Genomic DNA, 21,324 nt, shown 5'->3' with positions numbered 1-21,324 from the left:
GTTCTATGAGCACCGATGAAAAATACGCTGTCGAGCTGAAGGGGGTCACCTTCAAGCGCGGTACCCGCGCCATCTTCGACAACGTGGATATCCGTATTCCGCGCGGCAAGGTCACCGGCATCATGGGGCCGTCGGGTTGCGGCAAGACCACCTTGCTGCGCCTGATCGCCGCACAGCTGCGCCCGGTCAAGGGCGACGTCATGGTCAACGGGCAGAACCTGCCGAAGCTGGCCCGCGCCGACCTGTTCGACATGCGCAAGCAGTTCGGCGTGCTGTTCCAGAGCGGCGCGCTGTTCACCGACCTGGACGTGTTCGAGAACGTCGCCTTCCCGCTGCGGGTGCACACCGACCTGCCCGAGGAGATGATCCGCGACATCGTCCTGATGAAGCTGCAGGCCGTGGGCCTGCGCGGGGCGCTGGAGCTGATGCCGGACGAGCTGTCCGGCGGCATGAAGCGCCGCGTGGCGCTGGCCCGGGCGATCGCCCTGGACCCGCAGATCCTCATGTACGACGAACCCTTCGTCGGCCAGGACCCGATCGCCATGGGCGTGCTGGTGCGGCTGATCCGCCTGCTCAACGATGCCCTGGGCATCACCAGCATCGTGGTCTCCCACGACCTGGCGGAAACCGCCAGCATCGCCGACTACATCTATATCGTCGGCGACGGCAAGGTGCTGGGGCAGGGCACGCCGGCGGAGCTCAAGGAGCTCGACGATCCGCGCGTGCGCCAGTTCATGAAGGGGATTCCGGATGGTCCGGTGCCCTTCCACTATCCCGCGCGCGACTATCGCGCCGACCTGCTGGGGGAACGCTGATGCGCAAGACTTCACTGCTCGAGCGGATTCGCCTGCTCGGGCGGTCGGGCCTCGACGTGCTCGAGGCGCTCGGCCGTTCCACGCTGTTCCTCGGCCACGCCATGCTCGGCCGCCGGGTGCCCGGCGGCATGGGCCAGTTGCTGATCAAGCAGCTGTACTCGGTGGGCGTGCTGTCGCTGGCGATCGTCGTGGTTTCGGGCATCTTCATCGGCATGGTGCTGGCCCTGCAGGGCTACAACATCCTCAAGGACTATGGTTCGGAGCAGGCGGTGGGGCAGATGGTGGCCCTGACCCTGCTGCGCGAACTGGGTCCGGTGGTGACCGGCCTGCTGTTCGCCGGCCGCGCAGGCTCGGCGCTGACCGCCGAGATCGGCAACATGAAGTCCACCGAACAGCTCTCCAGCCTGGAGATGATCGGCGTCGACCCGCTGCGCTACGTGATCGCGCCGCGCCTGTGGGCCGGCTTCATCTCGATGCCGCTGCTGGCGGCGATCTTCAGCGTGGTCGGCATCTGGGGCGGCGCCGCCGTCGCCGTCGACTGGCTGGGCGTATACGAGGGTTCCTTCTGGTCGAACATGCAGAACAGCGTGCAATTCGGCGAGGATGTGCTCAATGGCGTGATCAAGAGCGTGGTGTTCGCCTTCGTGGTGACCTGGATCGCCGTGTTCCAGGGCTATGACTGCGAGCCGACCTCCGAAGGGATCAGCCGCGCAACGACTCGAACCGTGGTCTATGCCTCCCTGGCGGTACTGGGGCTGGACTTCATACTGACCGCTTTGATGTTTGGAGACTTCTGATGCAAACCCGCACCCTGGAAATCGGTGTAGGCCTGTTTCTTCTCGGCGGCCTGCTGGCCCTGCTGCTGCTGGCGCTGCGTGTCAGCGGCCTGACCATCGGGCATTCCAATGACACCTACCAGCTGTATGCCTACTTCGACAACGTCGCCGGCGTGACCGTGCGCGGCAAGGTGACCATGGCCGGCGTGACCATCGGCAAGGTGGTCGCCGTGGACCTGGACCACGACAGCTACCGTGGCCGGGTGACCATGGAGATCAACAAGAGCGTCAACAACCTGCCGGACGACTCCACCGCGTCTATCCTCACCGCAGGCCTGCTGGGCGAGAAATACATCGGCATCAGCGTCGGCGGCGACGACAAGATGCTCACGGACGGCGGCGTCATCCACGACACCCAGTCCGCGCTGGTGCTGGAGGACCTGATCGGCAAGTTCCTGTTGAACTCGGTCAACAAAGAAGAGCCCAAGAAGCAATGACGATGATGAGGATGAACGCCATGCTGACTCTCCTGCGCCGCGGCCTGCTGGTCCTGCTCGCAGCACTGCCGCTGATCGCCAACGCCGCGCCCAATGCGCAGCAGGTGGTGCAGCAGACCGTCGACAACCTGCTGTCCGACCTCAAGGCCAACAAGCCGGCCTATCGCGCCGATCCCAAGCAGCTCTACGCCGCCCTGGACCGCATCCTCGGCCCGGTGGTGGACTCCGAGGGCATCGCCAAGGGCGTGATGACCGTCAAGTATTCGCGCCAGGCCTCCCCGGAGCAGATCAAGCGCTTCGAGACGGTGTTCAAGAACAGCCTGATGCAGTTCTACGGCAACGCCCTGCTCGAGTACGACAACCAGGACATCCGCGTGCTGCCGTCCACCGGCAAGCAGGACCCGGAGCGCTCCAGCGTGAACATGGAGATCCGTGACAGCAAGGGCACCGTCTATCCGGTGCAGTACACCATGGTCAACCAGTCGGGGACCTGGCGCCTGCGCAACGTGATCATCAACGGCATCAACATCGGCAAGCTGTTCCGCGACCAGTTCGCCGACTCCATGCAGAAGAACGGCAACGACCTGGAGAAGACCATCGCCAGTTGGGACCAGGTGGTCGCCCATGCCAAGGATGCCGCCAAGGGCAACCCGGACGAGGGTGGCGCGCAATGACCAGCGCTGCCAGCATCAGCGAGGGCGCGGCCGGCGAGCTGCGCCTGGCCGGGGTGCTCGACTACCGCAGCGGCACGCAGCTGCGCGAGCAGGGCAAGGCCCTGATCGCCGCGAGCGGCGCCCAGCAGCTGGTGGTGGATTGTTCGGCGGTGGAGAAGTCCAGCAGCGTCGGCCTGTCGCTGCTGCTGGCCTTCCTGCGCGATGCGCACCAGGCGGGCAAGAGCCTGCAGGTCCGCGGCTTGCCGAAAGACATGCAAGACATCGCCAAGGTCAGCGACCTCGACGGCATCCTGCCGCTGCAGGGCTGATCGGGGCGCTCGAAAGGCCCTCCGTCCGCGACTTCCCCTGGCGGGGTTCGCAGGCGGGGGGCTTTTTTGTATCATTGCCGGCCCGCGCGCGTTGAGCGCCGATCGAGGTCGAGCATGCAGGCGATTGAAGTCAAGAACATCCTGGAAGCCAAGCTCCCGGGTACCCAGGTCGAAGTGGAAGGCGAAGGCTGCAACTTCCAGCTGAACCTGATCAGTGACGAACTGGCCGGTCTGAGCCCGGTGAAACGTCAGCAGCAGATCTACGCGCACCTTAACGAATGGATCGCCAGTGGCGCCATCCATGCCGTGACCATGAAATTCTTCAGCCGCGCCGCCTGGGCCGAGCGTTCCTGAGCCGCCGGGGATATACCTGCTATGGACAAACTGATCATTACCGGCGGTTCCCGTCTCGACGGCGAAATCCGCATCTCCGGCGCCAAGAACTCCGCGCTGCCGATCCTTGCCGCCACCCTGCTGGCGGACACTCCGGTCACCGTGTGCAACCTGCCGCACCTGCACGACATCACCACCATGATCGAGCTGTTCGGTCGCATGGGCGTGCAGCCGGTGATCAACGAGAAGCTCAACGTCGAAGTCGACGCCAACAGCATCAGGACCCTGGTCGCGCCCTATGAGCTGGTGAAGACCATGCGCGCCTCGATCCTGGTGCTCGGCCCCATGGTCGCGCGCTTCGGCGAGGCCGAGGTGGCCCTGCCCGGCGGCTGCGCCATCGGTTCGCGTCCGGTCGACCTGCACATCCGCGGCCTCGAGGCCATGGGCGCGCAGATCACCGTCGAAGGCGGCTACATCAAGGCCAAGGCCCCGGCCGGCGGCCTGCGTGGCGCGCACTTCTTCTTCGATACCGTGTCCGTGACCGGTACCGAGAACATCATGATGGCCGCGGCCCTGGCCAACGGCCGCACCGTGCTGGAAAACGCCGCCCGCGAGCCGGAAGTGGTCGACCTGGCCAACTGCCTGATCGCCATGGGCGCGCAGATCCAGGGCGCCGGCACCGACACCATCATCATCGACGGCGTGAAGCGCCTGGGCGGCGCCAAGTACAACGTGCTGCCCGACCGCATCGAGACCGGCACCTACCTGGTCGCCGCCGCCGCCACCGGTGGCCGCGTCAAGCTCAAGGACACCGACCCGACCATCCTCGAGGCGGTGCTGCTGAAGCTGGAAGAGGCCGGTGCGCACATCAACACCGGCAACGACTGGATCGAGCTGGACATGAAGGGCAACCGGCCGAAGGCGGTGAACATCCGTACCGCGCCGTATCCGGCTTTCCCCACCGACATGCAGGCCCAGTTCATTTCGCTGAACGCCGTGGCCGAAGGCACCGGCGCGGTGATCGAGACCGTGTTCGAGAACCGCTTCATGCACGTCTACGAAATGAACCGCATGGGCGCGCAGATCCTGGTCGAGGGCAACACCGCCATCGTCACCGGCGTGCCGCAGCTCAAGGGCGCCCCGGTCATGGCCACCGACCTGCGCGCTTCCGCCAGCCTGGTGATCGCTGGCCTTGTGGCCGAGGGCGACACCCTGATCGACCGCATCTACCACATCGACCGTGGCTACGAGTGCATCGAAGAGAAGCTGCAACTGCTCGGCGCCAAGATCCGCCGCGTACCGGGCTAGGGCTGACCAGACATGCTGACCATCGCCCTGTCCAAGGGCCGGATCCTCGATGACACCCTGCCGCTGCTCGCAGCGGCAGGCATTGTGCCGACCGAGAACCCGGACAAGAGCCGCAAGCTGATCATCCCCACCAGCCTCGACGACGTGCGCCTGCTGATCGTCCGCGCCACCGACGTGCCGACCTACGTCGAGCACGGTGCCGCCGACCTCGGCGTGGCCGGCAAGGACGTGCTGCTCGAATATGGCGGCCAGGGGCTGTACGAGCCGCTGGACCTGAAGATCGCCAACTGCAAGCTGATGACCGCCGGCGCGGTCGGCGCGGCCGAGCCCAAGGGGCGCCTGCGGGTGGCCACCAAGTTCGTCAACGTGGCCAAGCGCTACTACGCCGAGCAGGGCCGCCAGGTCGAGGTGATCAAGCTGTACGGCTCCATGGAGCTGGCGCCGCTGGTCGGCCTGGCCGACAAGATCATCGACGTGGTCGACACCGGCAACACCCTGCGCGCCAACGGCCTGGAACCCCAGGAGCTGATCGCCCACATCAGCTCGCGGCTGATCGTCAACAAGGCCTCGATGAAGATGCAGCACGCGCGCATCCAGGCCCTGATCGACACTCTGCGTGAAGCGGTGGAGTCTCGACACCGGGCGTAATTCCCTGCGCGGCCTTCCCGCCGCGCCCGCCTATCCGTGTCATAGCCAAATTTTCTCGGGTGCCCGCACGGTGGGCTTGCTAGTCTAGCGGCGCCCGAGATCACGCCAATTTTAAGAGGCCAGCTATGACCGCACCCTTCGCCATCCGTCGACTCAACGCCGCCGATCCGGACTTCGCGCGTCATCTGGACCATCTGCTGTCCTGGGAAAGCGTGTCCGACGACGCCGTGAACCAGCGCGTGCTGGACATCATCGCTGACGTGCGCAGCCGTGGCGACGCCGCCCTGGTCGAGCTCACCCAGCGCTTCGACGGCCTCGCGGTCGCCAGCATGGCCGACCTGATCCTGCCGCGCGAGCGCCTGGAACTGGCCCTGACGCGCATCACCCCGGCCCAGCGCGAGGCGCTGGAAACCGCCGCCGAGCGCGTGCGCAGCTACCACGAGAAGCAGAAGCAGGACTCCTGGCGCTACACCGAGGCCGACGGCACCGTGCTCGGCCAGCAGGTCACCCCGCTGGACCGCGCCGGCCTGTACGTGCCCGGCGGCAAGGCTTCCTATCCCTCGTCGGTGCTGATGAACGCGATTCCGGCCAAGGTCGCCGGCGTCGCCGAAGTGGTGATGGTGGTGCCGACGCCGCGTGGCGAGATCAACGAGATCGTCCTCGCCGCCGCCTGCATCGCCGGCGTCGACCGCGTCTTCACCATCGGCGGTGCCCAGGCCGTGGCCGCGCTGGCCTACGGCACCGAGAGCGTGCCCCAGGTGGACAAGATCGTCGGCCCGGGCAACATCTACGTGGCCACCGCCAAGCGCCACGTGTTCGGCCAGGTGGGCATCGACATGATCGCCGGCCCCTCGGAGATCCTCGTGGTCTGCGACGGCGGCACCGACCCGGACTGGATCGCCATGGACCTGTTCTCCCAGGCCGAGCACGACGAGGACGCCCAGTCGATCCTGGTCAGCCCGGACGCCGCCTTCCTCGACAAGGTCGCCGCCAGCATCGAGAAGCTGCTGCCGACCATGGAGCGCGCCGAGATCATCCGCACCTCGCTGGGCAACCGCGGCGCGCTGATCCAGGTCGCCGACCAGGCCCAGGCCTGCCAGGTGGCCAACCGCATCGCCCCGGAGCACCTGGAGCTGTCGGTGGCCGATCCGGAAAGCTGGCTGCCGAACATCCGCCACGCCGGCGCCATCTTCATGGGCCGCTACACCGCCGAGGCCCTGGGCGACTACTGCGCGGGCCCGAACCACGTGCTGCCGACCTCCGGCACCGCGCGCTTCTCCTCGCCGTTGGGCGTGTACGACTTCCAGAAGCGCTCGTCGATCATCTTCTGCTCGGCCGACGGCGCCTCGGTGCTCGGCAAGACCGCCTCGGTCCTGGCCCGCGGCGAGTCGCTGACCGCCCACGCCCGCAGCGCCGAATACCGGATCAAGGGCTGAAAAGCCGATAAAAGCCGCTGGAGGCTTGAGGCTGGACGAAAAACGTTCAGCCTCCAGCCCTCCAGCCTTCAGCGATTCTTTAAAGGAGAGAGGGCGATGAGCAAGTTCTGGAGCCCCTTCGTCAAGGACCTGGTGCCCTACGTGCCGGGTGAGCAACCCAAGCTGGCCAAGCTGGTCAAGCTGAACACCAACGAGAACCCCTACGGCCCGTCGCCCAAGGCGCTGGCCGCCATGCAGGCCGAGCTGGGCGACGCCCTGCGCCTGTACCCGGACCCCAACGCCGACCGCCTGAAGCAGACCATCGCCGACTACTACGGCGTGCGCCCGGGCCAGGTGTTCGTCGGCAACGGCTCCGACGAAGTGCTGGCCCACGCCTTCCACGCGCTGTTCCAGCACGACGGCCGGCCGCTGCTGTTCCCCGACGTGACCTACAGCTTCTACCCGGTGTACTGCGGCCTCTACGGCATTCCCTTCGAGGCGCTGGCGCTGGACGAGCAGTTCCAGATTCGCGTCGAGGACTACGCCCGGCCCAACGCCGGGATCATCTTCCCCAACCCCAATGCGCCGACCGGCTGCCTGCTGCCGCTGGAAGCCATCGAGCGCCTGCTGCTGGCCAACCCGGACAGCGTGGTGCTGGTGGACGAGGCCTACGTCGACTTCGGCGGCGAGACGGCCATCGGCCTGGTGGAGCGCTACCCGAACCTGCTGGTGGCGCAGACGCTGTCCAAGTCGCGCTCCCTGGCCGGGCTGCGCGTCGGCCTGGCGGTCGGCCACGAAGACCTGATCGAGGCCCTGGAACGGGTCAAGAACAGCTTCAACTCCTACCCGCTGGACCGCGTGGCCCAGGCCGGCGCCATCGCCGCCTTCGAGGACCGCGAGTACTTCCAGCGCACCTGCCAGGCGGTGATCGACAGCCGCGAGAAGCTGGTGGGCGAGCTGAGCGGCATGGGCTTCGAGGTGCTGCCGTCGGCGGCCAACTTCATCTTCGCCCGCCACCCGCGCCACGACGCCGCCGAGCTGGCCGCCGGCCTGCGCGAGCAGGGGGTGATCGTCCGCCACTTCAAGCAGGCGCGCATTGCCCAGTTCCTGCGCATCAGCATCGGCACCGAGGAGCAGAACCAGGCGCTGCTGGACGCTCTGCGCACGCGGCTCTGAGCCACGCCCGGCTGAAAAAGAAACGGCGCCCTCGGGCGCCGTTCTTCGTTACTGCTGCTGCGGTTGCTGCACCGGCGGAGTGGGCGGCGGGCGCAGGCCCACTTCCGCCTCCAGGGTGACGTGCTTGCCGTTGCGCAGCACCTGGATGTTGATCTTCTCGCCCGGCTTGGTGCGCGCCACCTGGTTCATCGCGGTGCGGCCGTCGGCGGCCTTCTTGCCGTCGATGTCGAGGATGATGTCGCCCGGCTGCATGCCGGACTGGGCGGCCGGGCCGTCGCGGTAGACACCGGCGACCACCACCCCGCCCTGGTCCTGCAGGCCGAAGGACTCGGCCAGCTCCGGCGTCAGCGGCTGCACCTCGACGCCCAGCCAGCCGCGGATCACCGAGCCGTGCTCGACGATCGACTTCATCACCTCCAGCGCCAGCTTGATCGGGATGGCGAAGCCGATGCCCTGGGAGCCGCCGGACTTGGAGAAGATGGCGGTGTTGATGCCCACCAGGTTGCCGCTGGCGTCGACCAGGGCGCCGCCGGAGTTGCCCGGGTTGATCGCCGCGTCGGTCTGGATGAAGTCTTCGTAGGTGTTCAGCCCCAGCTGGTTGCGGCCGGTGGCGCTGATGATGCCCATGGTCACCGTCTGGCCCACGCCGAAGGGGTTGCCGATGGCCAGGCAGACGTCGCCGGTGCGGATGCCGTCGGAGCGCCCGAGGGTCATCACCGGCAGGTCCTTGAGGTCGATCTTGAGCACTGCGAGATCGGTTTCCGGGTCGCTGCCGACCAGGCGCGCCGTGGTTTCGCGGCCGTCGCGCAGGGCCACGACTATCTGGTCGGCGCCGGCGGTGACGTGGTTATTGGTCAGCAGGTAGCCCTCGGGGCTCATGATCACCGCCGAGCCCAGGCTCGACTCCATGCGCTTCTGCTGCGGCAGGTTGTCGCCGAAGAAGCGGCGGAACAGTGGGTCGTCGAGCATCGAGTTGCCCGGCCGGCTGACCATCTTGGTGGTGTACAGGTTGGCCACCGCCGGCGCGGCGCGGGTCACGGCGTCGGCATAGGTTCCGGGGCCCTGCTGCAGGCGGCTGAGCAGGGGCGCCTGCTGCAGGTGGACTTCCTGTTCGGGCAGGCCGACCCATTCGGGGTTACGCTGGATGATCAGCAGCGCCAGCAAGACGCCGACAAGCGCGGGCCAGCCGAGAAAACGCAGGGCCTTCAGCATCGGAGGACGATCCTTGGGGGTTGCTCGGCCTGGGGAAGGCCGCTAGGGTGGCCGCCATTATACGGGCGGCGTGGCAAGAAAATAGCCGTCTCCCCTAATGCCTGGAGGAAATTCGATGGCGATCGATCTGACCGAGCTGGTCGAAGAGGCCGACCGCTACCTGGACGCCGCGCGCATCCAGGACTACTGCCCTAATGGCCTGCAGGTGCAGGGCCGGCCGCAGGTGCGGCGCATCGTCAGCGGCGTGACCGCCAGCCAGGCGCTGCTGGACGCGGCAGTGGCCGCGCAGGCCGATGCGGTGCTGGTCCACCATGGCTACTTCTGGAAGGGCGAGAACCCTTGCGTGGTGGGCATGAAGCAGCGTCGCCTGAAGACCCTGCTGGCCCACGACATCAGCCTGATCGCCTACCACCTGCCGCTGGACCTGCACCCGCAGGTGGGCAACAACGTGCAGCTGGGTCAGCAGCTCGGCCTGGACATCGAGGGCCCGCTGGAGCCGGGCAACCCGCGTTCCATCGTGCTGCTGGGCGCGCCCGCGGCCCCCGTGGCGCCGGCCGATTTCGCCGCCCACGTGGCCCGGGTGTTGGGCCGCGAGCCGCTGCTGGTGGAAGGCGAGCGGCCGATCCGGCGCATCGCCTGGTGCACCGGCGGCGCCCAGGGTTACATCGACCAGGCCATCGCGGCGGGCGTGGACGCCTACCTCACCGGCGAGGTCTCCGAGCAGACGGTGCACAGCGCCCGCGAGAACGGCATCACCTTCATCGCCGCCGGCCACCACGCCACCGAGCGCTACGGCGTGCAGGCGCTGGGCCGCTACCTGGCCGAGCGCTTCGGCATCGAGCACAGCTTCATCGACTGCCCGAACCCCGCCTGAGCGCCGCGGGCGCTCACGGCGTCGAGGCGTAGCGGCGCCGGGCCTGGTCCACGGCCGCGCCGAGCTGCCAGACCGCCATCGCGTAGTGGGTGCTGTGGTTGTAGCGGGTGATCACGTAGAAGTTCGGCAGGCCGTACCAGTACTGGTAGTTGCGGCCCATGTCCAGGCGCAGCAGGCTGGCGCTCCGGTGCTTGCCCAGGGGGGCCTGCGGGCGCAGCCCGGCGGCGCTCAGCGTCTGGAGCGGATACTGCGTCTTGAAGCCATCCTCGAGCCCGCGCGCCTGGCCGCTGGCCGGCACGGCGATGCTGTCGTGGGTGACCCAGCCGTGCTGCTGGAAATAGTTGGCGACGCTGCCGATGGCGTCCTGCGGGTCCCACAGGTCGACGTGGCCGTCGCCATCGAAGTCCACCGCGTAGCGGGCGAACGAGGTCGGCATGAACTGGCCGTAGCCCATGGCGCCGGCGTAGGAGCCGCGCAGGGCCAGCGGGTCGTCGCGCTCCTTGCGCGCCAGCAGGAGGAACTGCTCCAGCTCGCCGGCGAAGAAGTCGGCGCGCCGCGGGTAGTCGAAGGCCAGGGTGGCCAGGGCATCCATGATCCGCGTCTTGCCCATCACCCGGCCCCAGCGGGTTTCCACGCCGATGATGCCGACGATGATCTCCGGCGGCACGCCGTAGGTCTTCGAGGCGCGCTCGAGGGCGTCTTCGTACTGGTTCCAGAAGGCCACGCCGTTCTGGATGTTGTCCGGGGTGATGAACTTCTTGCGGTAACGCAGCCAGGCGCCGTTCGGGCCGCTCGGCGCCTGGTAGGTCGGCGCCTGGCGGTCCATCAGGCGGATCACCCAGTCCAGGCGCTGGGTGCGGCCCAGCACGTCCTGCAGCTGCTGGCGATCGAAGCCGTGCAGGCTGACCATCCGGTCGACGAAGCGCTGGGCGTTGGGGTTGTTGGCGAAGTCGCCGGTCAGCGGGCTGATCGGCTGCACCGGGTTCGCCGGGGTGTACAGGCGCGTCGTGCCGGTGGCGGCGCTTTTCTGCGGGGCGGCTGCCGGCGTCGGCGCGGTGGGCTTGCTGCTGCAGGCGGCGATGAGAAGGAACAGAGGCAGGAGCGGGGCGATGCGGCGCATGGGAAATCTGCTGGTGCGTGGAGAATGAGGAATAGGGTAGCGCAGATGGACGCGCTTACCGGGGACCTACTCTAGCGGAGGGCGGGATGCGCTTCCTCCTGAATCTGCTTCCGGCCGCCGGGAGGGGGCGATTTCGTGGGGCGGCGCGGCTGTTCGTCGGAGAGGCGGGCGTCTGTGGATATCTCGTTTCCGGCGGCGCGCCCGATCCGCCCGGCCAAGCCCGGGGCCCTAGTCTCCTGGGCGCTTGCGCGGCCTGACAAGTGGCTATATGGGTATATTCTTTCGGTATAAGTGGCCGCCCGGTTAGAGTCTGACGTTGTGGTAGAGTGCGCCCTCGTCTACGGCCCGAAGGCCGTCCATAAGCAATTCCGTGAGTAGCCATGGTCGACAAACTGACGCATCTGAAACAGCTGGAGGCGGAAAGCATCCACATCATCCGCGAGGTGGCCGCCGAGTTCGACAACCCGGTGATGCTGTACTCGATCGGCAAGGACAGCGCGGTGATGCTGCATCTCGCGCGCAAGGCCTTCTTCCCCGGCAAGCTGCCGTTCCCGGTGATGCACGTCGACACCCGCTGGAAATTCCAGGAGATGTACCGCTTCCGCGACAAGATGGTCGAGGAGATGGGCCTGGACCTGATCACCCACATCAATCCCGATGGCGTGGCCCAGGACATCAACCCCTTCACCCACGGCAGCGCCAAGCACACCGACATCATGAAGACCGAGGGCCTCAAGCAGGCGCTCGACAAGTACGGCTTCGACGCCGCCTTCGGTGGCGCCCGCCGCGACGAGGAGAAGTCCCGCGCCAAGGAGCGCGTCTACTCCTTCCGCGACAGCAAGCACCGCTGGGACCCGAAGAACCAGCGCCCGGAGCTGTGGAACGTCTACAACGGCAAGGTGAAGAAGGGCGAGTCGATCCGCGTGTTCCCGCTGTCCAACTGGACCGAGCTGGACATCTGGCAATACATCTACCTGGAACAGATCCCGATCGTCCCGCTGTATTTCGCCGCAGAGCGCGAAGTCATCGAGATGAACGGCGCGCTGATCATGATCGACGACGAGCGCATCCTCGAGCACCTCAGCGACGAGCAGAAGGCCAGCATCCAGAAGAAGATGGTGCGCTTCCGCACCCTGGGCTGCTACCCGCTGACCGGCGCGGTGGAATCCACCGCCACCACGCTGCCAGAAATCATCCAGGAAATGCTGCTGACGCGCACTTCCGAACGCCAGGGCCGGGTCATCGACCACGACCAGGCCGGTTCGATGGAAGAAAAGAAACGTCAGGGCTACTTCTAAGGTTCTCGCACCATGTCGCATCAATCCGATCTGATCAGCGAGGACATCCTCGCCTACCTGGCCCAGCACGAGCGCAAGGAACTGCTGCGCTTCCTCACCTGCGGCAACGTCGACGATGGCAAGAGCACCCTGATCGGGCGCCTGCTGCACGACTCCAAGATGATCTACGAAGACCATCTGGAAGCTATCACCAAGGACTCCAAGAAGGTCGGCACCACCGGTGACGAAGTCGACCTGGCGCTGCTGGTCGACGGCCTGCAGGCCGAGCGCGAGCAGGGCATCACCATCGACGTGGCGTACCGCTACTTCAGCACCGCCAGGCGCAAGTTCATCATCGCCGACACCCCCGGCCATGAGCAGTACACCCGCAACATGGCCACCGGCGCCTCCACCTGCGACCTGGCCATCATCCTGATCGACGCCCGCTACGGCGTGCAGACGCAGACCCGCCGGCACAGCTTCATTGCCTCGCTGCTGGGCATCAAGCACATAGTCGTCGCCATCAACAAGATGGACCTGAAGGACTTCGACCAGGGCATCTTCGAGCAGATCAAGGCCGACTACCTGCAGTTCGCCGAGAAGATCAACCTCAAGGCCAACTCGCTGCACTTCGTCCCCATGTCGGCGCTCAAGGGCGACAACGTGGTCAACAAGTCCGAGCGTTCGCCCTGGTACAGCGGCCAGTCGCTGATGGAGATCCTCGAGACCGTCGAGATCGCCGGCGACCGCAACCTGGACGACATGCGCTTCCCGGTGCAGTACGTCAACCGCCCGAACCTGAACTTCCGCGGCTTCGCCGGTACCCTGGCCAGCGGCATCGTGCGCAAGGGCGACGAGGTCGTGGCGCTGCCGTCGGGCAAGGGTAGCAAGGTCAAGTCCATCGTCACCTTCGAGGGCGAGCTGGAACACGCCGGTCCCGGCCAGGCCATCACCCTGACCCTGGAAGACGAGATCGACGTCTCCCGCGGCGACATGCTGGTGCATGCCGACAACCGCCCGCTGGTCACCGACGGCTTCGACGCCATGCTCGTGTGGATGGCCGAGGAGCCCATGCTCCCGGGCAAGAAATACGACATCAAGCGCGCCACCAGCTATGTGCCGGGCTCGATCCCGAGCATCGCCCACAAGGTGGACGTGAACACCCTGGAAGAGACCGCCGCCAGCGAACTCAAGCTCAACGAGATCGCCCGCGTGAAGGTCAGCCTGGATGCGCCCATCGCCCTCGACGGCTACGCGCAGAACCGCACCACCGGCGCCTTCATCGTCATCGACCGGCTGACCAACGGCACCGTCGGCGCCGGCATGATCATCGCCGCGCCGCAGGCCGGCCAGAGCCATGCCAGCCACCACGGCCAGGGCGCCCACGTGAGCCGCGAGGAGCGCTCTGCGCGCTTCGGCCAGCAGCCGGCCACGGTGCTGTTCAGCGGCCTCTCCGGCGCTGGCAAGAGCACCCTGGCCTACGCTCTGGAGCGCAAGCTGTTCGACATGGGTCGCGCGGTCTACGTGCTGGACGGCCAGAACCTGCGCCACGACCTGAACAAGGGCCTGCCGCAGGACCGCGCCGGGCGCACCGAAAACTGGCTGCGCACCGCCCACGTCGCCAGGCAGTTCAACGAGGCCGGGCTGATCAGCCTGTGCGCCTTCGTCGCGCCCAGCGCCGAAGGCCGCGAGCGGGCCAAGGCGCTGATCGGCGATGAGCGCCTGATCACCGTCTACGTCCAGGCATCGCCGCAGGTCTGCCGCGAACGCGACCCGCAGGGCCTGTACGCGGCCGGCCAGGACAACATCCCCGGCGAGTCCTTCCCCTACGACGTGCCGCTGGATGCTGACCTGGTGATCGACACCCACCACCAGTCGGTGGAAGAGGGAGTGAAAGCGGTCCTCGACCTGCTGCGCCAGCGCGGCGCGATCTGATCGCGACGGCGTTGTGAAAAGCCCCGCCTAGGCGGGGCTTTTTCTTTGGTGCTCGACGGGGGCCGGAACGCCACGCCTCACGGTGAGCTGTAGGAGCGGACTCCGTCCGCGATTCGCGCGCAGGGCGCGCTCCTGCATGGGGTGCATGGTGGGGGCGGCGTAGGACTTCATCCGTGATCCGCGCCGACATCTTCGATCATCGCGGACAAAGTCCGCTCCTACAGGTCAGAAGGTCACGCCTCACGAGGAGTTGTAGGAGCGGACTCCGTCCGCGATTGTTCAAAGCCACACCGCATTCCAGAAAGGATAATCGCCAACCCGCCTGGTCAACCCCGCACGCACGGGATTGGCAATGATGTAACGGGCCGTGGGCAACAGGTCCTCCTCCCGTCGCAGCGCATGGTCATGAAAAGCGGCAGCCCAGACTGCTCCATGTGCCATCCGCCAGTCATTGAGCTGGCGGGCGCTTACGGCCTTCAAACGCCCCACGCTGGTTTCCAGCCGCTCGCCCTTTCCCAGTTCCAGCAGCCAATGAGCGTGGTCTGGCATCAGCACCCAGGCCAGCAGGCGATTCGTTCCAAGTGCTAGAGGTTGCTCGAAGCAACTGGCAACGATGCAGGCGAAGCGGAAATTTGCGAACAGGGGTTTTCGCCCTGAGGTGGTGGCAGTGAGGAGATAGATTCCACTGGGAGCAGAGGCCCTGCCTTTGCGCAGGGCTTTGTGTCCGGATTGCCAGGATGCTCGCTGTGCTCTGTCCATGAATCAGCCTCCGAGTGGAGGGCTGACTATCGCGGACGGAGTCCGCTCCTACAGGGGATGCTCGTCGCCAGTGCCTGTAGGTCGCTTCTGAAATGAAAAAGCCCCGCCATGGCGGGGCTTTTTTCCGGGCGCTGCGGGCTCAGAGCTTGCGCTTGAGGCCGTAGGTCTCGTCCAGGGTGCCGGGGCCTTCGCCGGTCTTCGGCGCATAGTCCTTCGGTGCTTCCTGGCTGGCCGGCGGGGTCAGGCGCTCGCGGCGTTCGGGGTAGCCGTCCTCGGCGTGCAGGGCGGCCAGCAGGCGCTGCTTGGTCTGCTCGTCCAGGGCCAGGCGCTCGGCGCTCTCGGACAGGTGTTCCTGGACGTCCTGGTAGCTCTGGGTAAGCTTCTTCACCAGGCTGGCGGTGGTGTTGAAGTGCGTCACCACCTCGCGCTGGTAACTGTCGAAGCGTTCCTGCAGGTCATCGACCTGGCGTTGCATGCGGTTGGGTGCGGCGCTGGGCAGCAGGCGGGCGATCAGGAAGCCGACAGCGGCCCCGACGAGCAGAGCGATGACCGGGACCAACCAGGTGGTGAGGGACTGTTCCACGCGAATCCTTCCTCTATAGACGGCTTTGCTTTACGTTAGCGGCTTGCACCTGCGCTGTATACCACGGGGCGAGGCCTCGGTGTCGGCGCGGTATCGAGCTAGACGAGACGACCCGCTTCGGGGTCACGGAGTTGTTGTTTGTCCACCCGCGAAATCCCCCTGTTCATCGACGGCCCGGACGGCCCCCTGGAAGCCCTGCACCTGGACACCCCCGACGCCATCGGCGTGGCGCTGATCTGCCATCCGCACCCGCTGTTCGCCGGCACCATGCAGAACAAGGTGGTCGCCACCCTGCAGCGCATCGCTCGTGACGCCGGCTACGCCACCCTGCGTTTCAACTTCCGTGGCGTCGGCCAGAGCGCCGGCAGCTACGCCGAAGGCCGTGGCGAAATCGACGACGCCCTGGCCGTGGCCCGCTGGCTCGGCGAGCGACATCCCGGCCTGCCGCTGACGCCGATGGGCTTCTCCTTCGGCTCCTGCGTGGCCGGCAACGCCGCGGCGCGCCTGGAAGGGCAGGGCGTGGCCCTGCGTCACCTGTTCATGCTGGCGCCGCCGGTGGAGCGCTTCGCGGTCGAGCTGCCGCAGCAGTGCCCCATCACCGTGGTACAGCCCGAAGATGACGAAGTGGTGACCCCGGCCCGCGTCTACGCCTGGAGCGAGTCGCTGACGCTGCCCCACGAACTGCTGCGCGTGCCCGAGTGCAGCCACTTCTTCCACGGCAAGCTGATCGAGCTCAAGGACCTGCTGCAGCCCCGGCTCGCGCCGGCCGGCGCCGCGGGTTAACATCCAGGCCGCTCATTTTTCCCGCGCTGATTTCTGGTATCCCATGACGACCCGCATCCTCACCGGCATCACCACCACCGGCACCCCGCACCTGGGCAACTACGCTGGCGCCATCCGCCCGGCGATCGTCGCCAGCCGCGACCCGCAGGCCGACTCGTTCTACTTCCTGGCCGACTACCACGCGTTGATCAAGTGCGACGACCCGCTGCGCATCCAGCGCTCGCGCCTGGAGATCGCCGCCACCTGGCTGGCCCTGGGCCTGGATACCGACAAGGCGACCTTCTACCGCCAGTCCGACATTCCCGAAATCCCCGAACTGACCTGGCTGCTGACCTGCGTCAGCGCCAAGGGCCTGCTCAACCGCGCCCACGCCTACAAGGCCTCGGTGGACAAGAACGTCGAGGCCGGGGAGGACCCGGACGCCGGCGTCAGCATGGGCCTGTACAGCTACCCGATCCTGATGGCCGCGGACATCCTGATGTTCAACGCGCACAAGGTGCCGGTCGGCCGCGACCAGATCCAGCACGTGGAAATGGCTCGCGACATCGGCCAGCGCTTCAACCACCTGTTCGGCAACGGCAAGGAGCTGTTCACCCTGCCGGAAGTGGTGATCGAGGAAGAAGTGGCGACCCTGCCGGGCCTGGACGGGCGCAAGATGTCCAAGAGCTACGACAACACCATCCCGCTGTTCGGCAGCAGCAAGCAGCTCAAGGACGCCATCGCCCGCATCGTCACCGACTCCCGCGCCCCCGGCGAGCCGAAGGACCCGGACAACTCGCACCTGTTCACCCTCTACCAGGCCTTCGCCACGCCGGCGCAGCTGGCCGAATTCCGCGCCGCGCTGCTCGAAGGCCTGGCCTGGGGCGAGGCCAAGCAGCGACTCTACGAGCTGCTGGAAGCCGAACTGGGCGAGGCCCGCGAGCGCTACCACACGCTGATCACCCGCCCGGGCGACCTGGAGGACATCCTCCTGGCCGGCGCCGCCAAGGCCCGCCGCATCGCCACCCCGTTCCTCGGCGAGCTGCGCGAGGCCGTGGGCCTGCGCTCGTTCCGCGAGCAGGTGCAGGTGGCCGGCGAGGGCAAGAAGAAGGCCGCCAAGAGCGCGCGCATCGTCAGCTTCCGCGAGGACGACGGCAGCTTCCGCTTCCGCCTGCTGGACGCCGCCGGCGAGCAGCTGCTGCTGTCCAACGCCTTCGCCGACGGCAAGTCCGCCGGTGCGGTGAGCAAGCGCCTGCAGGGCGGCGAGGCGCTGGACCTGCGCGCCGAAGGCAATGCCTTCGCCCTGTGGCTGGATGGCGCGGCCGTGGCGCAAAGCCCCGAGTTCGCCGACGCCGCCAGCCGCGACGCCGCCATCGAACGCGTGCGCGAGGCCCTGGCACCCCAGGAGTAAGCCCGCACACGGCCATCCTCGACGGATGGCCGATTGCCAAGAAGCGGGGCCGTCGCTAAAGTGTCGGCCCCGTTTTCGTTGCCTTGCTACCGATCATGACGCCCCTTCAGCGCTACCAGGAAGACCTCAAACGTCCCGATTTCTTCCACGATGCGGCCCAGGCCAATGCCGTGAAGCACCTGCAGCGTCTATATGACGACCTGCTGGCGGCCGACCAGGCCAAGCCCGGGCTGTTCGGCAAGTTGCTCGGCAAGAAGTCCAACGGGCCAGTCAAGGGCCTGTACTTCTGGGGCGGCGTGGGACGCGGCAAGACCTACCTGGTGGACACCTTCTTCGACGCGCTGCCGTTCAAGCAGAAGATGCGCACGCACTTCCACCGCTTCATGAAGCGCGTGCACGAGGAAATGAAGACCCTCAAGGGCGAGAAGAACCCGCTGACCATCATCGGCAAGCGCTTCGCCGACGAGGCCCGGGTGATCTGCTTCGACGAATTCTTCGTGTCCGACATCACCGATGCCATGATCCTCGCGACCCTGCTGGAGGAGCTGTTCAAGAACGGCGTCAGCCTGGTGGCGACCTCCAACATCGTGCCCGACGGCCTGTACCGTGACGGCCTGCAGCGCGCCCGCTTCCTGCCGGCCATCGCCCTGCTCAAGGAGCACACCGAGGTGGTCAACGTCGACAGCGGCGTGGACTACCGCCTGCGCGCCCTGGAGCAGGCCGAGCTGTACCACTGGCCGCTCACCGAGCAGGCCGAGCAGGCCATGGCCCGCGACTTCCGCAAGCTCACCCCGGAATGCGCCGCGGCCACCCGCGACGACGTGCTGATGATCGAGAACCGCGAGATCCGCGCGCGCCTGACCTGCGACGACGTGGCCTGGTTCGAGTACCGCGAGCTGTGTGACGGCCCGCGCAGCCAGAACGACTACATCGAGCTGGCGAAGATCTTCCACGCGGTGCTGATCTCCAACGTCGAGCAGATGAACGTGGCCAAGGACGACATGGCCCGCCGCTTCATCAACCTGGTGGACGAGTTCTACGACCGCAACGTCAAGCTGATCATCTCCGCCGAGGTGGAGCTGAAGGACCTGTACACCGGCGGGCGCCTGGAATTCGAGTTCCAGCGCACCCTGAGCCGCCTGCTGGAGATGCAGTCCCACGAGTTCCTCAGCCGACCGCACCGGCCTTGATGGGGTAGTGGTGATGCGAAAAGGGCTGCCGGATGGCAGCCCTTTTTCGTTTTGGGCTCTACGAAAAGCGTTCAACGCTGCGCCGTCTGCGCCTCTGCCTTCTGCAACAACTGCTTCGCATGCGCCACTTCCAGCGCCTCCATGGCATTGATCGGCTTGATCGCCACCGCTTTCCTCAACTGCTCCAGCGCCTTGTCCTGTTCGTCATCGCCATACACATAACCCAGCGCATTGGCATATTCGTAGTGCCCGATGGGCAGGTCGTCGCTGGCGCGGAAGGAGCGGGCGAAGTAGGTCTCCATCTTGTCCGCGCTGACGCCGTAGGTCATGCGCCCGACCAGCTTGCCGACCTTGCGGATCACCCCGGCCTCGTAGCCGCCGTACAGCGCCAGGGCGAAGGGCTGGCTGGGCTGCTTGGCGAGGATGGCGTCCAGTTCCTTGGGAATGTCGCCGGTGTAGCCGCGCTTGAGCACCACCGGGACCGGCAGTTCCTCGGCCAGCCGCGCTTTGGCGTAGGCGCGGCCGAACTGGGCGATGGGGTCGGCATTGAGCAGCGGGCCGGCCTGGTCGGTGTAGCTGATCACTTCTTCCAGCAGTTGCTGCTTGTCCGCCGCCGGGGCCAGGAACATGGCGTAGAGCACCTGGGCGAACATCGCCGGCACCTGGCCGCCGACGCCCAGGGCCAGGCCGTCCTGTTTGGCCTGGGCGAAGTCGCCGCGGAACAGCTTGCGCCATACGTCCTGCAGCTTCTCGGCATAGGCCTGGGCTTCCTCGGGCTTGCCGCTGAAGCCGCTGCCGGCGGCGACGGTCTTCGCCACCGCGTCCGGGTGGGCGACGGCCATCTTCGTCACCCAGTCGGCGTCGGGGAAGGGGTAGCCGCCGAAGCCGCGAGTGAGCCGCGGCCAGGCTTCACGCAGCTTGTCGCCGGAATAGTCGAAGGCGCTCTGGTCGTGGGGGAAGGGCTTCCAGTCGCCCGCGGCGAAGGCGGGCAGGCAGAAGCAGGCGAGCAGGACGAGCAGTAGGCGGCGCATGAGGGAATCCCGTGTTCTTGTTCTGGAAGGGCAGCCCCGATCATAGGGAGCTGCCCGCAGGCACGGGACCTATCCTATGGATAGCTTGTTTCAGGCCTCTTTCCGTCGGTACTGGTTGCGGTAGTGGTTGGGTGACAGCTTGGTGTGCTGGCGGAACAGCCGGGCGAAGAAGCTGGCGTCGTCGTAGCCCACTTCGTAGCTGATGGTCTTGATGCTCTTGCGCGAGGTCGACAGCAGGCTGCGCGCCGTCTCGATGCGCAGCCGCTGCAGGTAGTGCAGCGGCTTGTCGCCGGTGGCGGCCTGGAAGCGGCGCATGAAGTTGCGGATGCTCATGCCGTGCTCGCGGGCCACGTCCTCGAAGCGGAACTTGTCCGCGTAGTGCTCCTCCAGCCACTGCTGGACCTGCAGGATGGCCGGGTCGTGGTGCAGCTTCTGGCCGCCGAAGCCCAGGCGCCCGGGGGTGTAGCTGCGCTGCACCTCGAAGAGGATGTCGCGGGACACGCCCTGGGCCACGCTGGCGCCGCAGAAGCGCTCGATCAGGTACAGGTAGAGGTCGCGGGCGGAGGTCACGCCGCTGGCGGCGTAGAGGTTGTCGGCGTCGGTGATGTGCTTCTCGCGGTTGAGCAGCACCTTGGGGTAGCGCGCGGCGAAGTCGTCGAAGAAGCGCCAGTAGGTGGTCGCCTCCTTGCCGTCCAGCAGGCCGGCCTCGGCCAGCCAGAACACGCCCGAGGCCTCGCTGCCGATGGCGCTGCCGGCGGCGTGGCGTTCCTGCAGCCAGGGCACCACCTGCGGGTAGCGCGCCAGGAGCTGGTCGAAATCGCCCCAGAAGGCCGGCAATATCACCAGGTCGGATTCGTCGAGGGCGCCGTCCACTGCCAGCAGGTCGCCGCTGAACGCGCGCACCGGCTGGCCGTCGGGGCTGACGATGCGGCTTTGCAGCAGCGGCGTGAGGCCCAGGCCTTCCTGCCTGCCGAAGCGCAGGCTGGCCATGTGCAGGAAGTCCCGCGCCTGCATCAGGGTGGAGGCGAAGACACCGTCGGTCGCAAGGATGCTGACCCTTTTCAGGGGAGATACGGATTGTTCGGACATCGTTCTTATCATTGTTGTGGAGGGCCGCATTCGACGCCTAACCGGTCAAATGGCGGCTGGATCGTCTTATTTTTTGGCGCAAGTGTCCAGTAGGCGCCGCTCGGCGGGCTGACCTACATTCGGCCCTTCAG

22 protein-coding genes are annotated in these 21,324 nt (G+C 66.8%); 16 read left to right on the top strand and 6 right to left on the bottom strand.

Annotated features, from left to right (window positions below):
* The first annotated feature begins 5 nt into the window (after window positions 1-5).
* The 10 genes from M8R19_RS10430 to hisC all read left to right on the top strand — a co-directional run bounded on the left by M8R19_RS10430 (window position 6) and on the right by hisC (window position 7,950).
* Window positions 6-815 carry an ATP-binding cassette domain-containing protein gene (locus M8R19_RS10430; protein ID WP_074977706.1) on the top strand — a complete coding sequence of 270 codons (810 nt, stop codon included), beginning with the start codon at window positions 6-8 and terminating at the stop codon, window positions 813-815.
* Window positions 815-1,612 (top strand): lipid asymmetry maintenance ABC transporter permease subunit MlaE, encoded by a 798-nt coding sequence (gene mlaE, locus M8R19_RS10425; RefSeq protein WP_074977709.1) that lies wholly within the window; start codon window positions 815-817, stop codon window positions 1,610-1,612. Before M8R19_RS10430 ends, mlaE begins: the two co-directional genes overlap by 1 nt.
* On the top strand, window positions 1,612-2,088 hold the full coding sequence (mlaD, locus tag M8R19_RS10420; protein WP_009617817.1) for an outer membrane lipid asymmetry maintenance protein MlaD: 477 nt from the start codon (window positions 1,612-1,614) through the stop codon (window positions 2,086-2,088). The genes mlaE and mlaD overlap by 1 nt, the downstream gene beginning before the upstream one ends.
* A gap of 20 nt (window positions 2,089-2,108) precedes the next feature.
* Window positions 2,109-2,762 carry an MlaC/ttg2D family ABC transporter substrate-binding protein gene (locus M8R19_RS10415; protein WP_074977833.1) on the top strand — a complete coding sequence of 218 codons (654 nt, stop codon included), beginning with the start codon at window positions 2,109-2,111 and terminating at the stop codon, window positions 2,760-2,762.
* The gene (locus M8R19_RS10410) at window positions 2,759-3,070 is read left to right on the top strand and encodes an STAS domain-containing protein (protein WP_058488600.1); all 312 of its coding nucleotides are present in this window, start codon (window positions 2,759-2,761) and stop codon (window positions 3,068-3,070) included. Before M8R19_RS10415 ends, M8R19_RS10410 begins: the two co-directional genes overlap by 4 nt.
* Window positions 3,071-3,184: 114 nt before the next feature.
* Complete coding sequence (locus M8R19_RS10405) at window positions 3,185-3,424, top strand: BolA family protein (protein WP_009617824.1); 240 nt, start codon at window positions 3,185-3,187, stop codon at window positions 3,422-3,424.
* Window positions 3,425-3,445: 21 nt separating this feature from the next.
* Complete coding sequence (murA, locus tag M8R19_RS10400; RefSeq protein ID WP_058071415.1) at window positions 3,446-4,711, top strand: UDP-N-acetylglucosamine 1-carboxyvinyltransferase; 1,266 nt, start codon at window positions 3,446-3,448, stop codon at window positions 4,709-4,711.
* 12 nt (window positions 4,712-4,723) lie between these two features.
* Window positions 4,724-5,359, top strand: a complete 636-nt coding sequence (hisG, locus tag M8R19_RS10395) for an ATP phosphoribosyltransferase (protein WP_009617828.1) — start codon at window positions 4,724-4,726, stop codon at window positions 5,357-5,359.
* Window positions 5,360-5,484: 125 nt separating this feature from the next.
* A complete protein-coding gene (gene hisD / locus M8R19_RS10390; RefSeq protein WP_009617836.1) occupies window positions 5,485-6,795 on the top strand; it encodes a histidinol dehydrogenase in 1,311 nt (436 codons plus the stop codon).
* A 96-nt stretch (window positions 6,796-6,891) separates the two neighbouring features.
* Window positions 6,892-7,950 carry a histidinol-phosphate transaminase gene (gene hisC, locus M8R19_RS10385; protein WP_249917746.1) on the top strand — a complete coding sequence of 353 codons (1,059 nt, stop codon included), beginning with the start codon at window positions 6,892-6,894 and terminating at the stop codon, window positions 7,948-7,950.
* A gap of 48 nt (window positions 7,951-7,998) precedes the next feature.
* Here the strand turns inward: hisC and algW are convergent, their stop codons facing one another.
* Window positions 7,999-9,162, bottom strand: a complete 1,164-nt coding sequence (gene algW / locus M8R19_RS10380; RefSeq protein ID WP_074977718.1) for a Do family serine endopeptidase AlgW — start codon at window positions 9,160-9,162, stop codon at window positions 7,999-8,001.
* Between the two features lie 115 nt (window positions 9,163-9,277).
* On the opposite strand from algW, the gene M8R19_RS10375 reads away from it, so the two are divergent.
* Window positions 9,278-10,036, top strand: a complete 759-nt coding sequence (locus tag M8R19_RS10375) for a Nif3-like dinuclear metal center hexameric protein (protein ID WP_249917745.1) — start codon at window positions 9,278-9,280, stop codon at window positions 10,034-10,036.
* Between the two features lie 13 nt (window positions 10,037-10,049).
* On the opposite strand, the gene mltB is transcribed toward M8R19_RS10375, so the two are convergent.
* On the bottom strand, window positions 10,050-11,156 hold the full coding sequence (mltB, locus tag M8R19_RS10370) for a lytic murein transglycosylase B (RefSeq protein ID WP_074977722.1): 1,107 nt from the start codon (window positions 11,154-11,156) through the stop codon (window positions 10,050-10,052).
* Window positions 11,157-11,536: 380 nt separating this feature from the next.
* Between mltB and cysD the strand changes: the two genes are divergently transcribed.
* Together cysD and cysN are read left to right on the top strand one after the other, a co-directional pair.
* Window positions 11,537-12,454, top strand: coding sequence for a sulfate adenylyltransferase subunit CysD (gene cysD, locus M8R19_RS10365; RefSeq protein WP_043272357.1), 918 nt, complete (start codon window positions 11,537-11,539; stop codon window positions 12,452-12,454).
* Between the two features lie 12 nt (window positions 12,455-12,466).
* Window positions 12,467-14,368, top strand: coding sequence for a sulfate adenylyltransferase subunit CysN (gene cysN / locus M8R19_RS10360; RefSeq protein ID WP_249917744.1), 1,902 nt, complete (start codon window positions 12,467-12,469; stop codon window positions 14,366-14,368).
* Window positions 14,369-14,647: 279 nt separating this feature from the next.
* On the opposite strand, the gene M8R19_RS10355 is transcribed toward cysN, so the two are convergent.
* Together M8R19_RS10355 and M8R19_RS10350 are read right to left on the bottom strand one after the other, a co-directional pair.
* Window positions 14,648-15,127, bottom strand: coding sequence for an REP-associated tyrosine transposase (locus M8R19_RS10355; RefSeq protein ID WP_074977727.1), 480 nt, complete (start codon window positions 15,125-15,127; stop codon window positions 14,648-14,650).
* Between the two features lie 139 nt (window positions 15,128-15,266).
* The gene (locus M8R19_RS10350; protein WP_061560777.1) at window positions 15,267-15,710 is read right to left on the bottom strand and encodes a Z-ring associated ZapG family protein; all 444 of its coding nucleotides are present in this window, start codon (window positions 15,708-15,710) and stop codon (window positions 15,267-15,269) included.
* A gap of 138 nt (window positions 15,711-15,848) precedes the next feature.
* Between M8R19_RS10350 and M8R19_RS10345 the strand changes: the two genes are divergently transcribed.
* The 3 genes from M8R19_RS10345 (at window position 15,849) to zapE (ending at window position 19,073) form a co-directional block, all read left to right on the top strand.
* Window positions 15,849-16,493, top strand: coding sequence for an alpha/beta hydrolase (locus M8R19_RS10345; RefSeq protein WP_249917743.1), 645 nt, complete (start codon window positions 15,849-15,851; stop codon window positions 16,491-16,493).
* Window positions 16,494-16,536: 43 nt separating this feature from the next.
* Window positions 16,537-17,883, top strand: a complete 1,347-nt coding sequence (locus M8R19_RS10340; protein ID WP_061560779.1) for a tryptophan--tRNA ligase — start codon at window positions 16,537-16,539, stop codon at window positions 17,881-17,883.
* A 95-nt stretch (window positions 17,884-17,978) separates the two neighbouring features.
* On the top strand, window positions 17,979-19,073 hold the full coding sequence (gene zapE / locus M8R19_RS10335; RefSeq protein WP_043272363.1) for a cell division protein ZapE: 1,095 nt from the start codon (window positions 17,979-17,981) through the stop codon (window positions 19,071-19,073).
* Window positions 19,074-19,144: 71 nt separating this feature from the next.
* Here the strand turns inward: zapE and M8R19_RS10330 are convergent, their stop codons facing one another.
* Window positions 19,145-20,104 (bottom strand): hypothetical protein, encoded by a 960-nt coding sequence (locus tag M8R19_RS10330; protein ID WP_249917742.1) that lies wholly within the window; start codon window positions 20,102-20,104, stop codon window positions 19,145-19,147.
* Between the two features lie 90 nt (window positions 20,105-20,194).
* Window positions 20,195-21,094 (bottom strand): GlxA family transcriptional regulator, encoded by a 900-nt coding sequence (locus M8R19_RS10325; RefSeq protein ID WP_249920157.1) that lies wholly within the window; start codon window positions 21,092-21,094, stop codon window positions 20,195-20,197.
* Window positions 21,095-21,324: the final 230 nt, after the last annotated feature.

The sequence above is a fragment of the Pseudomonas sp. R3.Fl genome, from assembly GCF_023516765.1.
Taxonomy (GTDB): domain Bacteria; phylum Pseudomonadota; class Gammaproteobacteria; order Pseudomonadales; family Pseudomonadaceae; genus Pseudomonas; species Pseudomonas citronellolis.
Note: the sequence above shows the minus strand (reverse complement) of the source record. Positions and strands in the feature narration are given on the sequence as shown.